The 23,948-nt window shown below is 60.3% G+C and carries 21 protein-coding genes; 7 read left to right on the top strand and 14 right to left on the bottom strand.

Annotated elements, in window-relative coordinates; genetic code table 11:
- Nucleotides 1-462 precede the first annotated feature (462 nt).
- From G489_RS0113090 to G489_RS0113105, 4 genes are read left to right on the top strand one after another with little or no spacing between them, the layout of a single operon-like run.
- Nucleotides 463-1,128 (top strand): RraA family protein, encoded by a 666-nt coding sequence (locus G489_RS0113090; protein WP_029041919.1) that lies wholly within the window; start codon nt 463-465, stop codon nt 1,126-1,128.
- Between the two features lie 9 nt (nt 1,129-1,137).
- The gene (locus G489_RS0113095) at nt 1,138-2,220 is read left to right on the top strand and encodes a mannonate dehydratase (protein WP_029041920.1); all 1,083 of its coding nucleotides are present in this window, start codon (nt 1,138-1,140) and stop codon (nt 2,218-2,220) included.
- Between the two features lie 26 nt (nt 2,221-2,246).
- Nucleotides 2,247-4,826 carry a glycoside hydrolase family 38 N-terminal domain-containing protein gene (locus G489_RS0113100; RefSeq protein ID WP_029041921.1) on the top strand — a complete coding sequence of 860 codons (2,580 nt, stop codon included), beginning with the start codon at nt 2,247-2,249 and terminating at the stop codon, nt 4,824-4,826.
- Between the two features lie 21 nt (nt 4,827-4,847).
- Nucleotides 4,848-6,050, top strand: a complete 1,203-nt coding sequence (locus G489_RS0113105) for an AGE family epimerase/isomerase (RefSeq protein ID WP_029041922.1) — start codon at nt 4,848-4,850, stop codon at nt 6,048-6,050.
- Here the strand turns inward: G489_RS0113105 and G489_RS0113110 are convergent.
- The 4 genes from G489_RS0113110 to G489_RS20515 are packed head-to-tail and all read right to left on the bottom strand — an operon-like array spanning nt 6,047 to nt 10,298.
- Nucleotides 6,047-7,105 carry an ABC transporter ATP-binding protein gene (locus tag G489_RS0113110; protein WP_029041923.1) on the bottom strand — a complete coding sequence of 353 codons (1,059 nt, stop codon included), beginning with the start codon at nt 7,103-7,105 and terminating at the stop codon, nt 6,047-6,049. The genes G489_RS0113105 and G489_RS0113110 overlap by 4 nt on opposite strands.
- 23 nt (nt 7,106-7,128) lie before the next feature.
- A complete protein-coding gene (locus tag G489_RS0113115) occupies nt 7,129-8,310 on the bottom strand; it encodes an alpha-hydroxy acid oxidase (protein ID WP_029041924.1) in 1,182 nt (393 codons plus the stop codon).
- A gap of 54 nt (nt 8,311-8,364) precedes the next feature.
- Nucleotides 8,365-9,387: an aldose epimerase family protein gene (locus G489_RS20510; RefSeq protein ID WP_051332611.1), complete on the bottom strand. Its 1,023-nt coding sequence runs from the start codon at nt 9,385-9,387 to the stop codon at nt 8,365-8,367.
- The gene (locus tag G489_RS20515) at nt 9,387-10,298 is read right to left on the bottom strand and encodes an SMP-30/gluconolactonase/LRE family protein (RefSeq protein ID WP_051332612.1); all 912 of its coding nucleotides are present in this window, start codon (nt 10,296-10,298) and stop codon (nt 9,387-9,389) included. Before G489_RS20515 ends, G489_RS20510 begins: the two co-directional genes overlap by 1 nt.
- A 167-nt stretch (nt 10,299-10,465) precedes the next feature.
- Between G489_RS20515 and G489_RS0113130 the strand changes: the two genes are divergently transcribed.
- A complete protein-coding gene (locus G489_RS0113130) occupies nt 10,466-11,245 on the top strand; it encodes an SDR family NAD(P)-dependent oxidoreductase (RefSeq protein WP_029041925.1) in 780 nt (259 codons plus the stop codon).
- 48 nt (nt 11,246-11,293) lie between these two features.
- A complete protein-coding gene (locus G489_RS0113135; protein WP_029041926.1) occupies nt 11,294-11,995 on the top strand; it encodes a FadR/GntR family transcriptional regulator in 702 nt (233 codons plus the stop codon).
- A gap of 15 nt (nt 11,996-12,010) precedes the next feature.
- Here the strand turns inward: G489_RS0113135 and G489_RS0113140 are convergent, their stop codons facing one another.
- The 9 genes from G489_RS0113140 to G489_RS0113180 form a co-directional block, all read right to left on the bottom strand.
- Nucleotides 12,011-12,844, bottom strand: a complete 834-nt coding sequence (locus G489_RS0113140; RefSeq protein ID WP_245578915.1) for a carbohydrate ABC transporter permease — start codon at nt 12,842-12,844, stop codon at nt 12,011-12,013.
- 5 nt (nt 12,845-12,849) lie between these two features.
- Nucleotides 12,850-13,740, bottom strand: a complete 891-nt coding sequence (locus G489_RS0113145; RefSeq protein ID WP_029041928.1) for a carbohydrate ABC transporter permease — start codon at nt 13,738-13,740, stop codon at nt 12,850-12,852.
- On the bottom strand, nt 13,740-15,971 hold the full coding sequence (locus G489_RS0113150; RefSeq protein ID WP_029041929.1) for an alpha-amylase family protein: 2,232 nt from the start codon (nt 15,969-15,971) through the stop codon (nt 13,740-13,742). The genes G489_RS0113145 and G489_RS0113150 overlap by 1 nt, the downstream gene beginning before the upstream one ends.
- Before the next feature lie 8 nt (nt 15,972-15,979).
- Entirely contained in the window at nt 15,980-17,338 is a 1,359-nt protein-coding gene (locus G489_RS0113155; RefSeq protein ID WP_162142431.1) for an ABC transporter substrate-binding protein, read from the bottom strand.
- Nucleotides 17,339-18,138: 800 nt separating this feature from the next.
- Entirely contained in the window at nt 18,139-18,870 is a 732-nt protein-coding gene (locus G489_RS0113160; RefSeq protein ID WP_029041931.1) for an amino acid ABC transporter ATP-binding protein, read from the bottom strand.
- Nucleotides 18,871-18,934: 64 nt separating this feature from the next.
- On the bottom strand, nt 18,935-19,723 hold the full coding sequence (locus G489_RS0113165) for a transporter substrate-binding domain-containing protein (protein WP_035872591.1): 789 nt from the start codon (nt 19,721-19,723) through the stop codon (nt 18,935-18,937).
- An 11-nt stretch (nt 19,724-19,734) separates the two neighbouring features.
- Nucleotides 19,735-20,436: an amino acid ABC transporter permease gene (locus G489_RS20520; protein WP_051332613.1), complete on the bottom strand. Its 702-nt coding sequence runs from the start codon at nt 20,434-20,436 to the stop codon at nt 19,735-19,737.
- 1 nt (nt 20,437) lies between these two features.
- Nucleotides 20,438-21,124 carry an amino acid ABC transporter permease gene (locus G489_RS0113175; protein WP_029041933.1) on the bottom strand — a complete coding sequence of 229 codons (687 nt, stop codon included), beginning with the start codon at nt 21,122-21,124 and terminating at the stop codon, nt 20,438-20,440.
- Nucleotides 21,125-21,152: 28 nt separating this feature from the next.
- Nucleotides 21,153-21,785, bottom strand: coding sequence for an HD domain-containing protein (locus G489_RS0113180; RefSeq protein ID WP_029041934.1), 633 nt, complete (start codon nt 21,783-21,785; stop codon nt 21,153-21,155).
- Between the two features lie 111 nt (nt 21,786-21,896).
- Here G489_RS0113180 and G489_RS0113185 point away from each other — a divergent pair, with 111 nt between their 5' ends.
- Nucleotides 21,897-22,793, top strand: coding sequence for a LysR family transcriptional regulator (locus G489_RS0113185; RefSeq protein WP_029041935.1), 897 nt, complete (start codon nt 21,897-21,899; stop codon nt 22,791-22,793).
- 24 nt (nt 22,794-22,817) lie between these two features.
- Here G489_RS0113185 and G489_RS0113190 read toward each other — a convergent pair whose 3' ends face one another.
- Nucleotides 22,818-23,825 (bottom strand): LacI family DNA-binding transcriptional regulator, encoded by a 1,008-nt coding sequence (locus tag G489_RS0113190; protein ID WP_051332614.1) that lies wholly within the window; start codon nt 23,823-23,825, stop codon nt 22,818-22,820.
- Nucleotides 23,826-23,948: the final 123 nt, after the last annotated feature.

Consider the following 23,948-nt stretch of genomic DNA (forward strand, 5'->3'; position numbering starts at 1 on the left):
CATCTGCCTGGACCATCGGCACGACATGGCTGCAGATCAGCGTGACCCGAAAACACAAGTAATCACAACGACCTACAAGAATTCATGGAGAATGGCAGTGCTGTCAGACCCGTGCAAACCGGTCTCAGTCTGCCTGGATCTGCGAAGGTTCAGGCTTCGCCCGGATCGGGTTGCCCAACTGGTTCAATACCGCGATAGGCCCCGAAGACGCTTACGCTTGAGGGGTGTCATTTCCCGGCACCCAAGATCGCGCAACTCGCATCCACCAAGCGGGTGACGCGATCCGCTCGAACCACATTGACGGCTTTGCTCAAAATCTTTAGAGGTTGGGTCATCAGGCCACTAGGCCAATTAAGGGGGAGGTGTGCGATTCATGGCGATCTGCGGAATGATTCCGGGTGCATGCGGAGCGACCTGTTGCGCCCATGAACAGGGCAGCGCGGGTGCCGGGCGGAGGCGCCGGTGACACAATCCGAGACCATTTTCGATACCATCCGGCAGCGGCTCACCACGGCTCAGATCGGGGATGCCCTGGATGTGGCCGGCTTCACGCGGCAGTTCCTGCCACCCTATCTGCGCGCGGTCGGCACGCCGGATATCCTGGTCGGGCGCGCCCTGACCGTGCTCGAAACCGATATCGCGCCCGGCGACGAGAACGGCGAACCCTTCGGGCTTATGTTTCGCGCGCTGGACGATCTTCGGCCCGGAGAGATCTATCTTTGCACGGGCAGCAGCCCCAGCTACGCGCTCTGGGGCGAGTTGATGAGTTCGCGCGCTCAGGAACTGGGCGCAGCGGGAGCCGTGGTTGACGGGTTCCATCGTGACACGGCGGGCATATTGCGCCGACAGTTCCCGGTGTTTTCGGCGGGCGCCTATGCCCAGGACCAGCGGCCGCGGGGCAGGGTCGAGGATTTCCGCTGCGATCTCACCTTTGCCAATGGGGTCAAGGTCGCCGACGGGGACATTGTCGTCGCCGATGTCGACGGCGTGCTTGTTGTCCCGGCGGACGCCCTGGAAGCGACTGTCGCTGCGGCACTCGAGAAGGCCGGCGTCGAACGCGACGTCCAGGAGATGATCGAGAGCGGGCAATCGACGAGCGATATCTTCAACAAAACCGGCGTGATGTGAGGCCTGCCCATGAAAATCGGCTTGGGACTGTATCGCGAATCGTTGACCGAACAGAATTTCAGGTTCGCCGCACAGGCCGGCGCAACCCATATCGTCGCCCATTTGGCCAGCTATATGAGCGGCAAGGATCCCACCTTGTCACGCGGTCCCGATGATGCCGGCTGGGGCGACTGCTCCGGGGATGCGCTCTGGACGTTCGAGGAAATGGACGACCTCGTCAAAACCGTCCGCAGCCACGGCCTCGAGCTGGCGGCCATCGAGAATTTTCCGCCGGTCTTCTGGTCGGATATCCTGCTGGACGGACCGCGCAAAGCCCAGCAGATGGAAGACCTGAAACAGGTCGTGCGCAATGCCGGACGCGCGGGCGTTCCCTGTATCGGATACAATTTCTCGATTGCCGGTGTTTGGGGCTGGACCCGCGGACCGATGTCCCGCGCAGGCGCAGTCTCTGTCGGTTTTGACGCATCCAAGATCGACATGGCCACACCCTTGCCCGACGGTGTTCTGTGGAACATGCGCTACCGCCCCGGCGTACCCGGCGCCGAACCCGTGAGTGTTTCCGCCACGGAGATCTGGGAGCGCCTGACCTGGTTCCTCGAGCAACTGGTTCCGGTTGCCGAGGAAGCCAATGTCCGGCTCGCGGCGCACCCCGACGACCCGCCTGTCGAAAGCCTGCGTGGTGGCGCCCGGCTTGTGAACCAGCCGCGAAAATACGACCGCCTGCTGTCCATCGTCGACAGCACTGCCAACAGCGCGGAGTTGTGTCTGGGTTCCCTGCAGGAAATGTCGGAGGGCGATATCTACGAGACCGTGCGCCAGATCGCACGGCGCGATCGCATCGGATACATTCATTTCCGCAACGTCCGGGGCAAAGTCCCAAACTATGTCGAGACCTTCATCGACGATGGCGACATCGACATGGTCGAGATCGTTCGCATTCTGCGCGACGAAGGCTTCGACGGTGTGATGATCCCCGACCACACGCCTGAGCTCGACTGCGGTGCCCCATGGCATGCCGGCATGGCCTACGCGCTCGGCTATATGCGGGCCCTGGTCAACACCGCCGATTCCCTCGGTCCGTCCGCGGCCTGAGCCAGTCCTCCAGTTCCGGTGAGAAAATGATCAAGGAAATTTATCTGGTTCCGCACAGCCACACCGATGTGGGCTACACCCACCCGCAGCCCGTTGTGCTCGAGCTGCATCGCCGGTTCCTCGACGAGGCGCTCGACCTCGTTGAGGCGACGGCGGACCGCGACGACGGTTCGGCATTCCGCTGGATGGTGGAGGTCAGCGGCACCGCCATCGACTGGTGGCGGCATGCGACGAGCACCGAAAAGGACCGGTTGGTCGCCGCCGCGAAATCGGGCGCCGTCGAGATTGCCGGCATGCAGTGGAACCAGGCGCACCTTTCCGACCACCACATGCTTATCGAAGCCATGCGGCCGGTTCGCGAACTGCGCGAGGCTGGCATTCCGATCCGCTCGGCCATGAATGTTGATGTCAACGGCGCCAATTGGGGACTGGTCGAGGTGCTCGGCGGGTTCGGCATCGAGCATTTCTCGATGGCGATCAACGAGCATTTCGGCCACGCCGTGCAGCCCCGCCCTCAGGCGTTCAGATGGCAGTCTCCCACTGGTCGGGAACTCCTTGTCTATAACGGACTGATGTACGGGGTCACGGTCAGCGGCTGGCTGGGTATTCCCGGCGATATGGACAGGACGCAAATGGCCGTTCCCCGTCTGGCCGAGTTGCTGGAAGAGCGCGGCTACCCGCATTCCGTCCTGATCATGCAGGCAACGAATATCCTGTTTCACGACAATGCTCGCCCGAACCCCGATTTGCCCGACCACGTGCGCCGGTTCAATGAAACGGGCGGTTCTGTTCGGCTTCGCATTGCCTCCATGGGCGAGGCATTCGACCGGTTGCGAGAGGATGGACTGGACGGAATCCCAATCCAGCGCGGCGACTGGCCGGACTGGTGGACGTTCGGGTCGGGCAGCACGGCACGCGAGACAGCCGTCACATTGGCGGGTCAGCGGGCCCTCCGTGACGGACAGCAACTTTCGGCCTGGGCCGGTGAACGCCCGAAGCGCAGCGAAACGACGGAACGCCAGGCCGCAGAGGCTCTGGCGCTCTATGTCGAGCACACCTACACGGCCGACCGCGCGGCCCGGAAGCCGGATTCGCAGGAGGCCGATATCCAGATTCACTGGAAGAAGGCACAGGCCTACAACGGATACAGCCTGGCACGCATGCTGCGCCGTGATGGTCTCGCCGCCCGGGCCTCACAGCACAAGGGAACCGAGCGCAGCCTGCTTATCTACAATCCCTTGCCGGTCGCGGTGCGCGGTCCGGTGCTCGTGCCCAAGCACAATATCGACGTTCACAAGCTCGATCGCGTGGCGGCGCTATTCGAGGATGCCTGCCACATTCTGCACCGCCAGGACGTCGAACTCGGTGATGTGAGCGACGATGATCTGATGATGGCCAAGCTCGACTTGCCGGCGATGGGATATGCGGTGCTGCCTTATGCCGACCTTGCGCCGGCGCAAGGTGAGCTCCACGCCTCCGAAGGGCGATTGAACAATGAACGGGTGAAGGTCCAGCTCAATACGGATAAGGGGGGCGTCTTCTCCCTTCGCGTCGATGGCCGCGAGCGGATCGATGCGCAGTGGGATTTCGGTTTCGGCGTGCCGGTTCTCGAAATCCCTGAACCGCGGGAAAGGATCAGTCTTTATGGCCCGGTGATCTTCAACGAGATGGAGCATTCCATCGACCTGCACCAGGACTGGCACCCGAACTGGACTGCACACCGGGAAGCCGGTCGTCTCGAACACACCGCCGTCAGCCGACGATCGGGTTTCGTCGATGTGACGCAGAGTTTCCGGTTTTCGACCGGTGAAACAGCAAGGGTGCGCTACCGTCTCGCAGCAGGCGGTGACACCGTTTCAATCGAGACCACCCTCGACAAACACCGCTTGTCGTTCCCGCATTCCTACTATCTGCCCTTGCCACTCGCCATGGGCGAGAACTGGGCAGGACACTATGAAACCGCCGGCGCAGTCGTTGAACTCGACGCCGAGCAGCTTCCCGGATCCAGCCAGCATTTCATTCCGACGCAACGCTTCATCCGTCTTCAGGATGAGGAAACCGGCATGACTGTCGGTTCACCCGATACCGCGTTGTTCCAGGTCGGCGGCTTCACCTTCGGCCGACACCATCGTGGCAAGGTCAAGCGCGATGGTCCGGTCCTCCTCGCCTGGCTCAACAACAATTACTGGGACACAAATTTCGAGGTCACTCAATCCGGACCGATTCGTACCCGGCTGCACCTTGCCGCCCATGACGCCGAGCCGGTTTCACGCTCGATCGAACGGATCCTTCCGCTGGTCAACGAGCCTTCGGTCCATTTCCTGAAATCCGCTGGGGCCGCGAAGGGCAGCTTGCTGGGGGTTGATTCCGGCGGACTGATGCTGACCGGCACCGAACGCCAAGCGCAGGTTTTGAGGTTGTTTTTCCTCAACCCGGACAACGAAAACCGGACACTCCGGCTTTCAAGCGGCGAACTGAAGATCGGATCCGCCCATCTGGCCGGACTCGACGGCAGCCGCGGCGAAGCAATTTCCGTAATGGACGGGGCGCTTTCCATTCCCGTGGCCCCACGGGCCTGGGTGGCCATCGCACTCGATCTTGTTTGAGGTACCGACGGAGAACGGACCATGCAACTTCCCGCAGGACGTTTCCGGACCCCGGACTTCCTCGTCGGACAAATCAGATCGATCATCGATTTCTACTACCCGGTCTCCATCGATCATCACTATGGCGGGTTTATCAACCAGTTGCGCGACGACGGAACCGTGTTCGACAGCCGGACCAAGCACCTCGTCGGCACCACCCGATTCATATACAACTATGCCACGGCCGGCGCACTGCTTGGGGATCAGGACCTGATCAGGGCCGCCCGCCACGGCATCGAGTTTCTCGATCGTGGGCATCGCCAGCCAGATGGCTCCTTCGCCTGGATCCTTGACCGGAACACCGTGCGTGACGCGACGCTTCACGCCTATGGCCATGCCTTTGTGGTTCTTGCCGCGGCAGCAGCGCTCAGGGCGGACATTCAGGAAGCCCGCCCTCTGCTGGAGCAGGCATGGTGCGTGCTCGAGGAGCGCCTGTTCGAGCCCGAACACGGACTGTATGCAGACGAAATACCGGCAGGAAGCGGTTCGGTTCCCGAACCGTATCGCGGGCAAAATGCCAATATGCATCTTTGCGAGGCGTTTCTGCTCGCGTTCGAGACCACTGGCGATCAGATTTATCTCGATCGCGCGGCGCTTCTTGCCGAGCGCATCTGCCTCGATCTCGCTGCGCACACCAAGGGCCTGATCTGGGAACACTACCGGTCCGACTGGACACCTGATTTCATCTACAACCAGGACAATCCAAAAGATCTGTTCCGTCCCTTCGGCTACCTCCCCGGACATTTCATCGAATGGGCCAAGCTGCTCGTTCTGCTTGATAATCACCGGCCCGCCGAATGGCGCCTCGAAAGAGCCGAAGCGCTGTTCGATACCGCAATGGCATCCTGTTGGGATGCGGATAAAGGCGGCATCGCCTATAGCTACACGCCCGAGCGCGGTATCCTCGATACCGATCGCTACTACTGGGTGATTGCCGAAGCCATCGCGGCTTCGGCTTTGCTCGCCGGGCGGACCGGCCGGACGCACTACTGGGACTGGTACGACCGGCTGTGGAGCTATGCCGAGGAGTTTTTCATCGATGCCGAGTACGGCGGCTGGTACCGGGTGCTTGACCGCGCCGGCAATCGCTATTCTGACGAGAAGAGCCCGGCTGCAAAAACCGACTATCACCCGCTGTCCGCGTGCATGACGGCCCTTGATGTGATCGGGCGACAGCGCGGTTAGACGCTCAGCCGCTGTCCCGTCTTGCTGTCAAATATATGAATTGCCGAGGGTTCAGGCCGGATACGCAGGAGATCGCCCGGCGCCGCGGCAACGCGCTCGCGAAAGGCGCCCGTGATTTCCGCACCCCCGAAACTGGCAACGACCTGGGTCTCCGAGCCCGTGGGTTCCACAGTCCTGACCTTCGCACCGACGCCTTCGGGATCGAGAAGGAAATGCTCGGGCCTGACGCCGAGGATCACGTCACGCCCGTCCGAATCCTGCGGAGCCGCAGATAGCGGGATCACCACCTCGTCCGCCCCGATGAATTCGTTGCCCTTGATCCGTCCCTCGAGCATGTTCATGGAAGGCGACCCGATGAACCCGGCAACGAAGCGATTGGCCGGTCGATCATAGAGCTCGAGGGGACTGCCCTCCTGTTCGATCACGCCCTTGTTCATGACAACGATCCGGTCCGCCATGGTCATCGCCTCGATCTGGTCATGGGTGACATAGACCGTCGTCGTACCGAGGCGTTGATGATTGAGCTTGATTTCCGAGCGCATCTGGACACGCAGCTTGGCATCGAGGTTCGACAAGGGCTCGTCAAAGAGAAACACCTCCGGATTGCGAACGATGGCCCGGCCCATGGCCACGCGCTGCCGCTGGCCGCCCGAAAGCTGCTTGGGGTATCTGTGCAGGTATTCGTCCAGTCCGAGCGTTGCGGCGACTTCGGCCACCCTGGCTTTCATCACGGACTTTTCGACATTCATCATCTTGAGCGAGAAGCCCATATTCTGCTCAACCGTCATGTGCGGATAGAGCGCGTAGGACTGAAACACCATGGCGATATCGCGATCCTTGGGCGGCAGGTCGTTGACGACCCGGCCACTGATCTCGATCTCACCGCCCGTGATGTCTTCAAGTCCGGCAATCATACGCAGCATGGTCGATTTCCCGCATCCGGAAGGACCCACCAGGACAACGAATTCTCCATCCCGGATATCGACCGAAATGCCGTGAAGCACCGGAACAGCGCCATAGCTCTTGAAAAGGTCCCTGATGTGGACGGCACCCATGTGAATTCACTCCGTTTCTGAAACTATTCGGCAGCCGGCAAGGCTTGGCGGATTCGGGTTTCGACCTCCCCGAACACCAGATTATGAGGACCGATCTCATCGACCGATACCACGCCGCAAAGGCCCATTGTCTTGTGTAGCCCGTCGTGGATGATCTCGAGCACGCGGGTCACTCCCTGCTCACCCATCGCACCCAGGCCATACAGCATGCTGCGCCCGACATAGGTACTCTGTGCCCCCAGAGCGATGGCCTTGAAAACGTCCTGTCCCGACTGGATGCCGCCATCCACATGCACTTCAACCGATGTGCCGACGGCCGACACCACAGCCGGGAGAGCCGATATTGAAGACACCGCACCGTCGAGCTGGCGGCCGCCATGATTGGAAACCACGATGGCATCCGCCCCGCATTCGACGGCACGCAAGGCATCTTCCGGGTCAAGAATACCCTTGATGATGAGCTTGCCTTTCCAGCGGTCACGGATCCTTTTCACATCCGACCAGTTCAATGACGGATCGAACTGGCCGTCGGTCCATTTCGCCAGTGCGCTCACATCGTCGAGGTTGCCGATATGCCCGGCCAGCGTTCCGAAGCTGCGCCGCCGCGTGCCCAGCATGGCCCGGCACCAATAGGGTTTGGTCACCAGCTCGGCAAGGTTTCGCAATGTTGGTCTCGGCGGCGACGATAATCCGTTTCGAACATCCCTGTGGCGATTGCCCGACAGAGGCAGGTCAAGAGTGACCACCAGGACCGGGCATCCGACACTCGCCGCGCGGTCCATCAGCCCGTCGACAAACTCGCGGTCCCGCATCACATAGAGCTGGAACCAGAACGGTTCCTCGACATTGTCGGCGAGGTCCTCGAGCCCGCAGATTGCAACGGTCGACAGGGTATAAGGTATGCCGAACTTCTGAGCCGCCCGTGCCGCCAGGATCTCGCCATCGGCATGCACCATGCCAGTCAGGCCGGCCGGCGCGATCGCCACCGGCATACGAATGTCGTTCCCCAGCATCCGGGCGGCCGTGCTGCGTTCGGAGACATCGATCGCAACCCGCTGGCGCAGATGCAATTGTCCGAAATCGGCGCTGTTTTCCCAGCGCGTCTTCTCGGACCACGAGCCGCCATCCACGTAGTCGAAAAACATACGGGGCACACGCCGTCTGGCCATTCGCCTCAGTTCTTCGACGCTTGTTACAGCTCGCATTTTGGATCGCTTTCCGATAGGCGCATGATCGCTGATCCGGCCCGTTGCAGACATTCAATCGGGAAATACATCGATGGTGTATCCGGTGGTCCACTCCTCGCCCGCCTCAAATCTGTGCGTGGTGGAGATGCCCTGCCTGCGCAGAGGATTGTCGGGGTTCTGTGAGACATCCGTCCCCAGATCGAAAGCGGAGACCACGGGTTCTATTCCGATGGCCCTGAATCGGCCGTTCCATGGATAGGCCGTCCGGCCGTGGTTCGAGATCCACAACATGCATGCCGGAAAGGCGGTAGCATCCCATTGCAGGCGGATCGCATAGCCTTCCTGCGGGAACCGCAGCGTTGCCACGCCCTCATGACCGGTAACCAGAACCAGTTCCTCGGTATCGAATGCCAGGGGAAGGCGCGTCAGATCGGCGGTGGTGCCATCCTTCATCGGCACGCCATCGAGGGGCACAGACTTCTGATCGATCGCAAAGCGGGAGATCCCGGGCTCCGCATCGACAGGATATGTCCGCACCCGGGGAGATCCTGCGAATTCGAGCGAGGCCGCGCCGGGCGTTTCCGGGAGATGAAAGACCGGATGAATGCCGAGTGGCAGCTCCACAGCCCGGCGCGTCTCGACACCAAATTCGAAGGCGAGGCGGCTTCGGCCCTCAACGCCTCGGATGGTTCGGGTCACACGGCGAACGGGATGATCTTCAGGGTAATCGAGCACCATCTCGGCCGCACCCTCTTCAGCAGAAGTGAGTGTCCAGTCAGCATTTGAGGAATAGCCGTGGAAATGATCGCCGTATCCGCGGGTTACTGCCGGCCCGTCCAGCCAGTCTGCAGGCAGGCTCGCCAAGGGCTCGGGCATTCCGAACGGAACGCCGATCCATTCGCCACGAAGCTTCTGCAATAGCCGGGGCAAGGCGTCATAGTCCGGGCCCTCGTCATCCGACCAGGGGGCGATGGCGAAGGGCTGAACGCTGCGGCCGCCCTCTAGCTCGAACTCGACCGGACCGATCATCCCGCCGGCGGGCACGATCTGCGCCCTGCCGCGATCCCATGAGAAATGCCAACTCATGTCCGACATCAGCTGGCATCCGTCTTGACGCCGAACAGGTTCGGTCTCTGTCCGCTGCATCCGGCCGGCGCCAGGAACAGGCCGCCTGCCCTCGGGCTCTTGATGTAATCCTGGCTGGTGAACCCGACCGTCGCGGAGGTGATCGCCAATTGATCAAGCGATTCACCACAAAAGGTGGCGCTCGACGGACGCCGCACCGGCATGGGATAGCGATCGAGTTCTTCGCCTTCGGGCGACAGGCGGATCAGCGACCAGCCATCCCACATGGCGCACCAGATATTGCCTTCGGCGTCGACCGACATCCCGTCCGGCATTCCCTTGCCCGGCGGAGAGGTGTAGATCGTGCGCTGGTTGGTCGGAATTCCCTGGGACAGGTCGAAGTCGAACGCTTGAGTAGTGCCGGCCGCGGAATCGTTGACATACATTGTCTTCTTATCCAGCGACCAGCCGATGCCGTTCGGCAATTGGAACTTGCCGAATTCGGTCACTGTTCCGTCCGGATCGATACGATGCAGCAACCCTCCGGTGAATTCTGAAGGGGCAAAATAGTCATCGTGCATGGTGCCCATCCACAGGCGCCCCATGGCATCAACCTCACCATCGTTAAAGCGATGTTTCGGTATGTGCCTGACGACACACAAGACCGAGGTGTCGCCGCTCTCAAGGTCCAGCCGGTAGACGGTGAGACCCGCAGCCACGAGAATCCGTCCCGGATCCGCCGTCAATGCAACCGCACCGACGCGCTCGTCGAAAACCCATTGTCCGGTCTGCTCGCCACTGGCCAGATGATGCCTGAAAACATAGCCGCGGCGGATATCGACCCAGAACAGATTGCCGGTCCGCCAGTCCCATACAGGGCCCTCCCCAAGCGTGGCATTCGCCTGCTGAATGCATTCGAGGTGCGCAGCCGAAAGCCCCATTCGTCTCTCCGAACCATTGGTCAACTTGTCAGGTCACCTAACCTATGTTAGCAAAGTTTGGGTGTCAACAAACGTGAATCCCGGAATTCGGGCTTCCTTTAAGGAGCTCAATGGCCTAGTCGACTGACAACTGGCCGCGGAGATGCGCAGATGATCGAGGAAAAGGCATGAGTGAAGATTTCGAAGGGAAGACCGCCGTCGTAACGGGCAGCAGCGGCATCGGCCTCGGATGCGCTCTCAGACTGGCCGACCTGGGCGCCAAGGTCTATCTTTGCGGTATCAGCGCCGAATACAACGAGGCTGCCCGCCAAAGTGCCGCGGGCATGTCTCTGGAAGTCGTGGAGGCAGATGTCTCGGACGAAGCGCAGGTCAAGGCACTCGCCGACAGGGTTGCGCGTGAGCGCGGCGACCTGAATACCCTGGTCAACGCGGCGGCGATCCAGCCCTACGGCACGATCGAGACCACGGCGCCTGCGGATTGGGACCAAGTGATCAAGACAAATCTGCGATCCTGCTACCTCACAGCCCACCTGCTTTACCCGCTGATGAAGGGGCGCCGGGACGCCAGCATCATTCACCTTGCATCCGTTCAGGGCCATGCCAACCAGCGAAACGTCCTGGCCTATGCAACCACCAAGGGGGCCATTCACGCCCTGACAAGGGCCATGGCCGTTGACTGCGCTGCGGACGGGGTGCGGGTGAACTCGGTGTCGCCCGGTTCGATCCGGACGCCGCTTCTGGAGTTCGCGGCTCAGGAGTTGACGCCTCCGGGTGGATCGATAGAAGAAACCCTCAAGGGGTTTGGTGCCGCCCATCCGGTTGGCCGCGTGGGCACGGTCGAGGAAGTGGCTGACCTTGTCGCATATCTGGCCGGCGGCAGTGCCGGCTTCTGCACGGGAAGCGACTTCGCCATCGATGGCGGGCTTCGCGCGCAGTTGGGGGTCTGAGGATCGTGGGCAATCGTGAGGGGCTTTGTCCCCGGGGGAAGGCGTGACATGGCAACTGTCGGCACATCCAAGTTCAACCGCCAGGGCTTGCCCTCGCAAATAGCCGGCTTCGTCCGGAGCCAGATCGTCAAGGGCGAGCTCAAGCCCGGCGACAGACTTCCAACAGAACGTGAGATGGCTGGCGACCATGGGGTGAGCCGGGCTGTGATCCGTGAGGCCGTGGCAAAACTGATCCATGAGGGCCTGGTAATCTCGCGCCAGGGCGTGGGGGCCTTCGTCGCTTCGCCGGACAATGCCACTGCCCTGGTGCTCGATCCGCAGAGCTTTGCCCAGCCGGAGGACTTCCAACAGCTTTACGAATTGCGCCTGGTACTCGAGTCGGGCGCGGCCGGCCTCGCCGCCCGCAATTGCGACGCCAACGATCTGGCCGCGATCGATGCGACCATCGAGGAGATGTCCCGGGTCGAAGGTTCGCATGAGACCTATGTGAAGCACGATATCGCGTTCCATCGCGCGATCGCTGCGGCGACGAAAAACCCGTTCGTGTCCCTGTTCATCTCCTTCGTGGACATGAAGCTTCAGGAGAGCATCTTCGTGGCTCTGCGCAAGCTCGACTTCGAAACCACGACGGAAATCTCCATTCGCGAACACAAGGCGATTGCCAAGGCGATTGGCGCCCGCGACCCCGAGGCCGCCGCTTTCGCCATGACATCCCATCTCCAGAATTCCTCCCGGCGTCTCGGGCTCTAGGCTCTCAGTGCGGTTTCAGCTCTTGATGGCGCCAGCCGTCATCCCGGAAATGAACTGGCGTTGCAGCAGCAGGAACAGGGCGACCGGCACCAGGCTGACCAGAACCGAGCCTGCCGCAAGCCCGGTGAAATCGAAGAAGTGTTCTGTCTGGAGCTGACGCAGCCCCTGATTGACCACGCCGATGCCATCGATCCGCATCATGGTTTGCGCAACGATGAATTCGTGGAAGACCGCGACGATTGTCAGCACGGTCACCGCGCCCACGCCCGGCAGGGCAATCGGCAAAACGATCCGCCACAGGATTCCGAAACGCGAGCAGCCATCGATTAACGCGGCCTCCTCGATTTCGGCGGGCAACGCCATGATGTAGGCGCGCATCAACCACACGGCGAGCGGCAGCGAGGATGCCGAGTAGACAATCACCAGGGTCACCGGATTGTTGATCATCCTCAGCGCGCTGAAGAGTTGATAGATCGCGACCAGGTTCACAAGCCCGGGTATCGTGAGCGAGAACATGAACAGGAACAGAAAACTGCCCCGCCCGGGAAACCGGAAGCGGGCGAGCGCATAGCCCGTCACATAGCCGAGAGGCACCACGATCGCACATGTCGCCAGCGCGATGATCGTGTTGCTGATCGTGTAGGACAGCAGCGAACCCTGCGTGATCGCCCGCTCGAAATTCTCGAGCGTGAACTGCGACACCTCGATGGTGCCGGAGAAAACCAGCTGTTCCGGCTGCAGTGCCTTCAGCACGATCCAGACCATGGGCAGGAGAAACACAACGATCACCGCCACCCAGGTGAACACAGTCGCCCAGTCGATGCGCATGGCGCGTTTGCGAACGGTCATGGCGGTCACTGGCTTGCTCCCCGGCTACGCTGCAGCAGAATGAAGAACCCCATCGCGATCACATTGACGACAGACATCAGGATTGCGATCGATGAGCCGTAGCCGATGTGAAAATACTGGAAGGAATGCTTGTACATATAAAGGGCGGTCGTGGTCGTGGCATCGATCGGCCCGCCCTCGGTGAAGGCGATGATGATGGTGACCAGGTTGAAGTTGCCGATCATGAGCAGGATCGCGACCACCAGAAGGGTCGGGCTGACCAGCGGAAAGGTGATCAGCCAGGTCTGGCGCCAGCCGCTTGCGCCGTCCACCCTGGCGGCTTCGTACAGCGATTCATCGATCGACTGCAGGCTGGCCAAGACCATGACCATGGCGAAGCCGACGCTGCGCCAGGTCTCGACACAGATGAGCGAGATCATGGCCCCCGTCGCCGACCGCAGCGGCCCGCCCAGAACGGCCCCGAGCGGCGCGTCCGGCATCAGCAGGATCATCCAGAAGACCCCGGTTGCAAGTTCACTGATCACCCAGGGCACGATGACGAGAGCCCGGACGAATCCTTGCCCGCGGAACTTGCGGTTCAATCCGACTGCGATCAGGAAGCCGGAGAACGTGGACAGCGCGACGACGCTGGTTACAAAGATGCCCGACCGGATGAACGCTCCGATGAGATCGGAATCCTGGAAGGCACGGACATAATTGCCCAGCCCGATAAAGGAGGTGACACGGCGCCCGATATCCCAGTCGGTGAGACTGGCAACACCGGTGAAAACGAGACTGAGAACTGTGAACGCGCCGACCAGCAGAACCGCCGGCGCGATCAGCAGAAACGGGAACAGGTCCGTGCGCCGCTTTCTCGGTTTGATGGCCGGTGTGACCGTGCCGACTGCGATAGCCATTATTCCCAGCTCACCTCGAACACATGGGCCGAAAGGGCGGGCATGCTGGCCTTCAGGGTCAGTTCTGTTTCAGCCACGCTCACTCCTTCGCCTTCGAAACGGGCGCCCGCCGGCAGGCCGGACCCCTCAAGGGAAAAGGTACGCGCAAACTCGACCGGGCGTGAGCTCATGTTGAAGGCGACAAAGGCCGCGGACCGTTGTTCATCAAGCACATGCCCGTGGACCATCGGGTCGAAGCCGAGGAAGCGGCCCTGAGCAAAATGCGGCTTTAACCGGCGATAGGTCTGCATCGCGTCGACATGGCTGTCCCATATTGCATCGCCCGGCTTCAAACCGCCAATGCCAAGATGCCGGCACGTGGAGGCGTACCACCAGAATGCCAGCGCGTTGTCATTGTCGAACCGCAGATTGATATGAAGATAAAGAGGGATGTCGAAGGCGAGATTGTATTCGTAGAGCGACAGCGACTTGCCCGACAAAAGGTCCAGATAGGGGTTCCACATATATTCGAACCCCCAATGCTCATCGAATGCAGGGCGTTCTGCGCCATGTCCGAAATACAGCGGGAGATAGTCCTGCCAACCGGCAGTGACCGCGTCATGGGCTTCGATCAGCATGTCCGGATAGGCGTCCTTGACCCGCTTCATGACCTCGTAAAGTCCAGCCGCGTGCTCCTCCAGCGTTGCCGGGACGCTGTGCCCGTGATCCGGCGAATAGCACGGCTCGCACCCGCCGAGGCGCACCACGCCGGGATTCACGCTCGGGATCGAATATTCGTTGAAATCGAACATGAAGAACGTCACGCCCGCCTCGGCCAGGGCGAGCAGCTTCGCCGATTTCTGGTCCTGCCAGGCCGGCGAGGCGCAGCACACATAGCCTCCATTATATTTGCCGTCGTTCCACTCGAGAATCTCTCCATCAGGGCCGCGGCGATAGATTGCGGGATCTTCTTCGGCGGACTTGGTGTGCATCATCAGATGCAGTGACAGGCTGAGACCGTAGTCCTGCTTCAGCTTGGAAACGAAATCGGGTAGTGGACCGAGACGGGCTTCGTCCCACACCGAACTGCCCTCGAACAGATCCCAGACCGGATCGAAGTAGAAGGCCTCGGCACCCATGGCCTTGGCACGTTCGGCTTCTTCCCAGAGTTCGGGCAGTTCCTGAAGCGGCGTGTTCATGCCGCGCCAGCCCAGATTATAGAGCTCGTTCCAGTGCACGGGCGGATTGAAACCCTTCGGCACCACATGCCCGCGTTCACGCAGAAATGCGCCATAGACTCTGTGGCCCTCTTCCCAGCTGCCGCGGAAGGGAATGATCGTTGACACGCCGAACTCGAACTCACGGGTCTGGGCATTCACGATGACCGGCGTGCCCGGTGCGCCATGGGTGCGTCCCGCACCGAGAAATCGCAACACAACGTCCCCGACCGCGGCCAGTGACGTCATCCCGTCCATTTCCTGCGCCGCCCTGGGCGTGTGGAATTCTCCGTCCACCAACGCGAATTCGATGAGATCCTGATTGTATTTGGAAAAGCAGAATCCGGTGTCGCCGTTTTGCCAGCTCCATGCTTCGGACTGCCGGTTAGGCAGGTTGTTTCCGATCCAGTTGGCCGGCATCAGGTCGGCTGCCGAATAGTCCTGCTTGAGATAGTCCTTTGCGTGCCCCCTGCGGCGGCGGAAAGGAATCGCGCTGAGCTTGTATTCGTCCAGGTGGTCGATCCATGCCGCCTTGCGGGCATCGAACATGCGTTTGCGAAACCCGAAACGGTAGTCCGCGATCTCATGTTCATCGTGACCGTATCTGTGCTGCAGTGCGATCCGTTCTTCAAACCGATCCTTGTCCGCAAGGATCGTGAAGGAATGTTCGACCACGAGATCGGTCGGTCCGTCCCGCCCGAAGTCAACGCGGCCGGTCAGCGTCAGCGTCGAGGCGCCGCGTTCTTTGTCCTCGTCAACACGCCAATCGATCAGGTGAAGGCCGCGCGCGCACTCTTCGCCTCCATGGTATCCGGTCTTGCGGTGCCGGGCGGAAGCGAGCTCGATGTGATAGCAATAATCCTCATCGGCCAGAACCTGGCCTGTCTCCAGATGCTTGAGATAGCGCGGATTGATCGAGGGTTCGAGATCCACCTCGAGCGCCCAGAACGCATTCTGGAAGATCAGGACCTCTGAACCACTTTCCGATCGCGCCGTCGATACCGACGCGATCGGACCCGTGTTTGTCACAGTCATATGTGCCTCTAGCCAGCAACCTGCGAGTTATAGTTGTTCTCGGCCGCTGTCAGAGCATCTTGTGCAGATTGTTGACCGGAGAGATAGCGCTGGAAGGCCGTTGTCATCTGGTCGAACAACAGGCCCGAATCCGCTGCCGGCGGCATGCCGCGACCGGCATCAGCGGCGTAGGAAGCCTGGAACCGCCACGCGTCGTCCTTGGCAAGGGCGGCCGACATGGAGTTCACGCTGGGGCGGGTCGGCAATTGTCCGCCGATATGCGCCACAACCAGGTTCTGGCTTTCGGCGCTGGTCACATGCAACGCGAACTCTGCCGCAAGTTCCTGCTGCGCGTCGTCAACGCCAGTGCGGGCCGGCAGCTCAAACGCCCAGAAACCCGACAGCGTCGCATCTGGCGCGTCCTCGGATGGCCGGGGTGTGCGGAAGAATCCGATATCGTCACCGTGACCATCGGCTTCGAGCGCCGACCAGACCCAGGCACCGTTCTTCTGAGCAGCGACCTTGCTGCTCGCCAACAGGTCATTGAAGGCCCCGCTATTGGGCAGGGAGATCAGGTCGGGACTGGCGATTCCCTCCTCGTTCATCAGCCTGTTGTAGAAGGCGAAAACCTCGGCCATTTCGTCGGAATTCAGCACCGCCCTGCCTTCCGCATCGATCACATTGCCGCCGAGCATCCACAAGGGCGCCAGGAGCGACATGGTCGGGGTATGCACGGAGTTGCTGGCAAAGAAGGAATAAGGCGTCTCGACGCCGCTTTCCTTGATGGTCTTCATCTGCTCCACAAAGCCATCCCAGGTCGAGGCGGGATCGCTGATGCCGGCAGCCGAATAAAGCGACTTGCGATAATACTCGTGGCGGCAATCGGTCATCCACGGCAGGGCATAGATGTTGCCATCATACGATGCGATGCCGCGCAAGAGATTCTGGTTGTAATCGTCCCAGTCGCTGGAGAACTGGTCGATGGGCATCAGAAAGCCACCGCGCGACAATTTGGGAATGTTGAGGTCATTGACCATGACCACGTCGTTCTCGGTGCCGGCCTGCGCCGCGAGGATGACATTCTGGGTGACCTGATCCCAAGGCACCTCATCGAATTCGAGTGTCACCTCCGGGTGTTTTTCCTTCCAGTTCTGCAGAATGTGCCAGGCAGCCCTGAGATAGGTGCCGTCCATTTCCGGCTCTTCGGTTGCCGCCAGGGCGTCCGCGAACTTGAAGTCCGGCGTCGACATGACTTTGAGCGTATTGGCCTGCGCTGATGCCATCCTGATCCCGAAACCGGAAGCAAGTGCGGCACCGGCGCCCGTAGCCGCCATACCCTTGAGAACCGAGCGTCTCGTAGGCCCGGATGTGCTTTCATTCGTTGACATCAGTTTCCTCCCCTTGATCATTTTTGGCCTGCTGTCATGGTGACCAGACCAATTACCTGACATCTGTTTTCCTTCCTGTCAACTCGAATGCGCGGTGGGGCGGTCATGACGGACCCCCGTCGGACACGAAATGAGTGCTGTCAGACGAATTCGAAACCGTCTCTTTTTGCCCCGGTTGGCGCAGGTGAACACGGCCCAGTTCGCGCCCTCTATCGAGGGCATGGGCATGGTCGATAGCAAAGACGTTGCGGATGCAGTGACCTCGTGGGCGGGCCCCCGAGTGAAGACACATGCGTCCGAACGGCCGATTTCTGATGACCTCGCCTTCGCGGAACCGCGGCAGCGCCCGCTCCCGCCATTAATGGGCAGATGCGATGCCAATGCACCGTCGTCGTTCCAACGGTGCTTCACGGCCGTGGGTAGTTGATCCTGGTTGCCGGCCCCTGATCCGGCCTCAACACAGGCCTCTGCAAACACACAGACCGGCAAAGCCCCCGAGAACGGGTGCGCAAATCCGGATGACCGGACAAAACAGGGAATGGGCAGGTGTGGATGGCGGAGACTCCGGGAGAAACTTCGAACCCGGGGATTTTTGCATTCCTGCCATTCGAGCACAGCTCTCATGGCCTTCCTGCGCTCGCAAACCTCCACCGGAGGTTTGCGTTGGCAAGTGCCAACCGCTTGGAAGTGGCGGTGCCGTCAGACGGACGCAAACCGGTCTCACGCGGATTGGGTTTGCGAAATCGGGGCTTTTGACAGCTCACACAACCCGTTGCGAGAGTTTCACTCTGCCCTCGGGTTCAGCCGAGTTCGGCCTTGAGGAAAGACCTCAATTCTGGTGTCTGCGGGTTGGTGAACAGCGCCTCAGAAGGCCCCTGTTCGTGTATGATCCCGTCGCGCATGTAGATGGTCCGATGGGCCACCCTACGCGCAAAACGCATCTCATGGGTGACCAGCATCATGGTCATGCCCTGTGCGGCAAGATCCTCGATGGCGGCCAGCACTTCCTCGGTCAACTCCGGATCGAGAGCAGAAGTCACTTCGTCGAACAGCATCACCACGGGTTGCATGGCCAGCGACCGGGCGATTGCCACCCGCTGCTGCTGGCCACCCGAGAGCATGTCGGGATAGGAATCGAAGCGATCGCCAAGGCCTACGAGTTCGAGACATCGCTGAGCCTCCGCACGTGCTTCGGCCTTGCGCAGTCCTTTCACCTGGACTGGTGCCAGCATGATGTTTTCGCCCGCCGTCAGATGCGGGAACAGGTTATATCCCTGAAAGACGATGCCGACGTCGCGGCGCAACGCGCGCAATTCGGCCGTGTTGTGCGACATCTTGTGCCCGGCAATTGTGATGACGCCCTCATCGATCTTCTCAAGCCCGTTGAGGCAGCGCAGGAGCGTACTCTTCCCAGATCCGCTGCGTCCGATCAGGGCAACCACTTCACCGGCTTCGACGGTCATGGAAACGTCCTTGAGCACTTCAAGGGCACCAAACCGTTTGCGAATGTTCTCGACGTGTATGACGCTCATTTCACTTCTCATCCATTCAGGGGCACGGGCACCGCATGGATGCCCGTGCATGCAAGCTTCGGCCTCAGAATGAGGGAAGCTGCGGGAGGTCCGTCTTCATCCACTTGCGATAAATCTCGCCAAGCTCGCCGCTCTGATTGTGAACGAACAGGACGGTGTTCAGCCAGTGGACAAGTTCCATCTCGCCCTGGCGAACACCGACACCATAGAAGCTCTCAAGATAGGTGACCTTCTCGGAAAAATTCCGGTCGGGATAGCGTTCCTGGAGTTCGGCGGCGATGAAGTTCACTGTACCGATGGCGTCGACCTGTCCGGCAACAAGTGCATTGAGAGTAGTACTGTCGTCTTCGAAACGGACAAGTTCCATTCCCTCGATACCGGCTTCGGAAAGGATCCGCTCATGGGCCGTTCCGCGCGGTACGCCGACCGTCAGACCCGAAAGGTCCTCAAGGCTTTCGATCTGGACGTCTTGAGGGGCGATGATAATCGACTTGTGTCCGCCATAGGGATTGGAAAAGGCGACCGACAGCGCGCGCTCCGGGTAGATGCCGAAACTCGCGACGACGAAGTCCACCTTGCCGGTTTGCAGCGAAGGTATACGGCTCTGACCGGTGACCGGAACAAGATCGAGCTCGACCCCTAGGTCGCTCGCGAGCAGCTTGGCGATATCGACGTCGAGACCGTCGGGTTCCATGCTGGCATTCGTAATGCCGAAGGGAGGGACGGAAAGATCGACGCCGATGCGCACACTTCCGCGTTGCAGGAGGTCGTCAATCGTTGTTGCAGATGCTTGCGCGGTGCCGAGGGCAAGTACGGCACCCACCAGAGGCATGAGGAGTGACTTCAGTCTCATGGATATACCTTTCAAGTTGTTTTGGGGCTCTTGGACCTGATGGACCGCTTGCCGCGCGAGGTCCCTTTCGCACGGCCGGGGCTGCGCGCCTCCAGCCATTGGCTGAACCGCGACAGAGGGAAACAGATGACGAAGTAAAGAATGGCCACGCACACAAAGGCCTTCATCGGCTCGAAAGTCGCGTTGCTTACCAACTGACCGGCGCGGGTGATTTCGACAAACCCGATGATCGATGCCAGGGAGGTTTCTTTGACGATCTGCACCAGATAGCCGACCGTCGAGGGCAATGCGATGCGCACTGCCTGGGGCGCAATCACGAAACGAAGAACCTTTGATTGCGGCAGCGCCAGGGCTTCGGCGCTTTCCCACTGCGCCTTGGGTATGGCGCGAAGGGCACTTTCCCAGATCGCGCCAAGGAATGCGCTCGCATTGAGGGTAAGGGCGATGCCCGCCGCGAACAGAGCATCGAGCTCGATACCGAACAGCGACGGTGCATAGTAACATAGGAACATCAGCACCAGCAGCGGCATTCCCTGGACGATCTGGATGTAGCCGGAGACCAGCCAACGAATGATGCGCGACCGGGAGATGCGTAACAGTGCAACTCCGAGACCGGCAATACCGCCGCCGACAAAGGCAAGCGCAGTCAGCGTCAATGTCCATTGCAGAGCAAAAATGATGAAGAGAACTTCTGCCTGGCCGAACTCACGCATGTTACGCCCTCCCCAACAACCGCTGGCGCGAACGCTTGAACATCAGCAGCCCAACAGCATTGAGCAGCGCGCGGAAGACGAAGTTCAACCCGACATAGATGAACGCGATAACGACGTAGATTTCCATGGTTCGGAAGGTTTCTGAACTCGCGATCATGGCCACGCCCGTCAGGTCCTCGACACCGATGGCTGACACCAGACTAGTGGCGAGCATGAGCAAGACGGACTGTGAGATGATCGGTGTCATCACCCGCTCAAGCGCAGGGGGCAGGATGACGAAACGCATGGTCTGCCCCCCGGTCAGCCCCAGACTCTCTGCGGCCTCAACCTGGCTGGGATGAATAGACTGGATGCCGGCCCGGACGATTTCCGCAATATAGCCGCCGTTGTTGAGGACGATCGCCAGCAGCACCGACACGAAGGGCGACAGGCGTATCCCGAGACTGGGCAAACCGAAAAAGATGACGAAGATCTGCACCAACATCGGGGTGTTGCGCATGATCTCGACATAGACGCGGACCATGACTCTGGGGATGAGCGGTCCGCGGACCGAAACAATGGCACAGGCAATACCAAGGGCAAGCCCGCCGAAAATGCCGACAAGGGACAACAAGAGTGTCAGTCCGAGGCCGCCGACGAACTCGGGTAGATAGTTGACCAGAACGCCAAACTGAAAATTGTACCCCATGACCTCCTCCCCGGTCCTGATGTCCGCCTCAGCTTTCGCCGATCGGTCTCACCCGCAGTGTCGGTCCTGCAAAACTGATGGTGTCGGGCTCGCACAGTCCAAGCGCGGCTGCCACATGCCACCAGGCGTGATCGGCCTGACGGATTATGAAACACTCTGTGCTGTGCCCGATATGTGCCCCTTCGAGGGAATGCCCCATGCAGATATGAGCGATCTCCTCGGGCAGTCCGACTGAAAGACAAACATGGACACCATACGCCGAATGGCGAAACGAGGGCTCGCCGAAACGATGAGGGCGGGCCTTCCACTGTTTCAGGCGTTCTGGATCGAACTCCCAGGTCTTGCCGATGTCATGACACAGCCCGCCGGCCAGAATGATGTCACGATCGACCTTGGCTTCGGGATAGGTCGCTCGGAACTCCTCATAGATCCCAAGGGCCAGCCGGGTAACCCCGCGCAAATGCGCATCCTGCGTGCCTCGGGTCAGGAGAAATACGCCTTTACTTCCCTCCCCTGGAATATCCGTCACCCGCGAGAAGGACGAATGACCCAGAGCGAATTCCCAGGCATCAACAACCTTCTGTCTCAGTTCTGCAGACTCGATGTCATCGATTTCCGGGAGGTCCTGAACGATCTGTTCTCTCGATATCAACTTCGTCATGGGCTCGCGCTGACCTGTTCCTGAACTCTTTGGACAAACGGTACATGGCGGAATAAAATCAATCCAATCGAAGCAATTGACGACTTCGATAGAAAAATTCTATCCAGTGGTATGAACATCAATTTTCCGGCCCTCGAGGCCTTCTACTGGGCGGCTCAATTACGCAGCTTCAACAAGGCTGCGGAACGGCTGAACATCACGCAACCCACTGTCTCCTACCGCATTCGTGAGCTGGAGGAACAGCTGGGGGTACCCCTCTTCCTGAGGAAACGGCAGTTGGCGCTGACCGGCGAGGGCGACGCGCTCGTTCGCTATGCCGAACAGATGATCGGGATAGCCCGCAACATCGACACCAATATTCGTACGCGCAATCCCAGTCTGCCCACGCTGCGGGTCGGAGTTGTCGACAGTTTCGCAGTGATCGGCCTGCCGCGACTGCTCGACACGCTAGACTCGCGTTTCCCCGAAACGCGTATTGCGATGACAGTCAACACAAGCCACGATCTGGCCGAACAACTCTCGGAGGGTTTGCTCGATATCGCCGTCCTCTCGACGCCGCCAGTGTATGAAAACATTGAACTGGAACTGCTCGGACTTCAGGAAGTCGCATGGCTTGCGAGCCCCAGACTTGGGCTTGATGTCGGCCCCGTGTCGGATACCGACCTTCTGCGCCAGCGCATCCTGGCAACTCCGGCACCTTCAAACCTGCATCAGTTGACCACCAACAGCCTGAAAGGGACGGTTCATCTTGCCCTGCGGCTGAATTATTGTAACAACCTCAACGTCATTGTCAGGCTGGTGGAAGCCGGATCGGGCATCGGAATACTGCCCGTCAGGCTACTTCAGGATCAACTGCAACGTGGCGAGGTTCACGTGGTCGAGACCGGACTGGAACTGCCCATGCAGGAAGTTTATGTCGGTAGCAACAGGGGTTCGAAACTCGGCGCCTTGAAGAAGGTGAACGCCATGATCCGCTCGATCAGTACCGAACTGGCATATTGCCGATAACGTAATTTCCCTCGAACACGCCACTCAGGGCGTCGAACCACCTGGCGAAATTTCTGTAGTGATCTCGAGGATGGTGCGAGTGTTTTCCCCGCCGTTATCGGTGTATGATCCGTCGAGCAAAGATACAATGAGTTCCCCCGCACGTCGACCGATATCCTGTGGATGCGGATTCACAGTGGTGAGCGTGGGGACACTCACCGACGCGATCTCGTAGGCTCCGAAGCCGGCAATCGCCATCTCGTCAGGTACCGCAACGCCGCGCCGAATACATTCAGTCAGGGCACCAAAAGCCGTCAGGTCCGAGACGCAGATTACGGCATCAGTGTCCGGCAGATCATCGAGCAGCTGGCCCATGGCCACCGCTCCTTCCCGCATCGAGATCGGTGGCGTGCCCGTATCAATCAGGCGATGTCCCGACAGGCTGCGCTTCTGCATTGCGGCGACAAAACCCTGCCGGCGGTGCGCACCTCTCGCATCCTGTGGCGCATCTCCGCCGATGAACCCGATGCGTTGGCGACCGCGATCAGTGAGATGGCGTACCAAGATGTCCATTGCGGCCGCATTGTCAAACCCGACGACATGGCCGATTGGCCGCTCCGGCAAGTCCCACATTTCGATGATAGGCATGCCCACATCGGCCAACCGGTGGCGAACCCGGTCCGTGTGACGTCCCCCGGTCAAGACGAGGGCCTCGGGCCGCCTCTGAAGCAGCTGCTCCACAAGTCGCTCTTCCCGATCGATATCATAGTTGGAATTGCCCAAGAGGATTTGCCGGCCGCTAGCCTCGATGGGTCCGCTAAGGCCGCTGATCGTATCAGCAAAGTTGGCGTTGTTGATCGAGGGAATGATGACGGCGACGAAATTCGATCTCTGCGTGCGCAAATTTGCGGCCGTGCTGTCGAAAACATATCCCATATCCGCGGCAACCTGACGGATCTGTTCCCGGGTTCCGGGTTTGACCGAGGCATGATCCTTGAAGGCACGGCTCACGGTCATGACCGAGACGCCGGCGGCCTTCGCCACATCCTTCATGGTGACAACTCGGCGGATATGAGGGGGTTTCATCCTCGGTTAATGCACCCCGCAGGGTCTCCACGCTGGAACATTGAATTGGTGCCGCGCTTGTATCCGCCCGCCGCGGGTCGTTTCAACTGC

Origin of the sequence: Cucumibacter marinus DSM 18995 (assembly GCF_000429865.1) — a bacterium.
GTDB classification, from domain to species: domain Bacteria; phylum Pseudomonadota; class Alphaproteobacteria; order Rhizobiales; family Devosiaceae; genus Cucumibacter; species Cucumibacter marinus.

Coding starts and splice junctions, on each gene's coding strand:
- G489_RS0113095 (WP_029041920.1), top strand. CDS start 1,138: ATGAAAATCGGCTTGGGACTGTATCGCGAATCGTTGACCGAACAGAAT.
- G489_RS0113100 (WP_029041921.1), top strand. CDS start 2,247: ATGATCAAGGAAATTTATCTGGTTCCGCACAGCCACACCGATGTGGGC.
- G489_RS0113105 (WP_029041922.1), top strand. CDS start 4,848: ATGCAACTTCCCGCAGGACGTTTCCGGACCCCGGACTTCCTCGTCGGA.
- G489_RS0113110 (WP_029041923.1), bottom strand. CDS start 7,105: ATGGGTGCCGTCCACATCAGGGACCTTTTCAAGAGCTATGGCGCTGTT.
- G489_RS0113115 (WP_029041924.1), bottom strand. CDS start 8,310: ATGCGAGCTGTAACAAGCGTCGAAGAACTGAGGCGAATGGCCAGACGG.
- G489_RS20510 (WP_051332611.1), bottom strand. CDS start 9,387: ATGTCGGACATGAGTTGGCATTTCTCATGGGATCGCGGCAGGGCGCAG.
- G489_RS20515 (WP_051332612.1), bottom strand. CDS start 10,298: ATGGGGCTTTCGGCTGCGCACCTCGAATGCATTCAGCAGGCGAATGCC.
- G489_RS0113130 (WP_029041925.1), top strand. CDS start 10,466: ATGAGTGAAGATTTCGAAGGGAAGACCGCCGTCGTAACGGGCAGCAGC.
- G489_RS0113135 (WP_029041926.1), top strand. CDS start 11,294: ATGGCAACTGTCGGCACATCCAAGTTCAACCGCCAGGGCTTGCCCTCG.
- G489_RS0113140 (WP_245578915.1), bottom strand. CDS start 12,844: ATGACCGTTCGCAAACGCGCCATGCGCATCGACTGGGCGACTGTGTTC.
- G489_RS0113145 (WP_029041928.1), bottom strand. CDS start 13,740: ATGGCTATCGCAGTCGGCACGGTCACACCGGCCATCAAACCGAGAAAG.
- G489_RS0113150 (WP_029041929.1), bottom strand. CDS start 15,971: ATGACTGTGACAAACACGGGTCCGATCGCGTCGGTATCGACGGCGCGA.
- G489_RS0113155 (WP_162142431.1), bottom strand. CDS start 17,338: ATGTCAACGAATGAAAGCACATCCGGGCCTACGAGACGCTCGGTTCTC.
- G489_RS0113160 (WP_029041931.1), bottom strand. CDS start 18,870: ATGAGCGTCATACACGTCGAGAACATTCGCAAACGGTTTGGTGCCCTT.
- G489_RS0113165 (WP_035872591.1), bottom strand. CDS start 19,723: ATGAGACTGAAGTCACTCCTCATGCCTCTGGTGGGTGCCGTACTTGCC.
- G489_RS20520 (WP_051332613.1), bottom strand. CDS start 20,436: ATGCGTGAGTTCGGCCAGGCAGAAGTTCTCTTCATCATTTTTGCTCTG.
- G489_RS0113175 (WP_029041933.1), bottom strand. CDS start 21,124: ATGGGGTACAATTTTCAGTTTGGCGTTCTGGTCAACTATCTACCCGAG.
- G489_RS0113180 (WP_029041934.1), bottom strand. CDS start 21,785: ATGACGAAGTTGATATCGAGAGAACAGATCGTTCAGGACCTCCCGGAA.
- G489_RS0113185 (WP_029041935.1), top strand. CDS start 21,897: ATGAACATCAATTTTCCGGCCCTCGAGGCCTTCTACTGGGCGGCTCAA.
- G489_RS0113190 (WP_051332614.1), bottom strand. CDS start 23,825: ATGAAGGATGTGGCGAAGGCCGCCGGCGTCTCGGTCATGACCGTGAGC.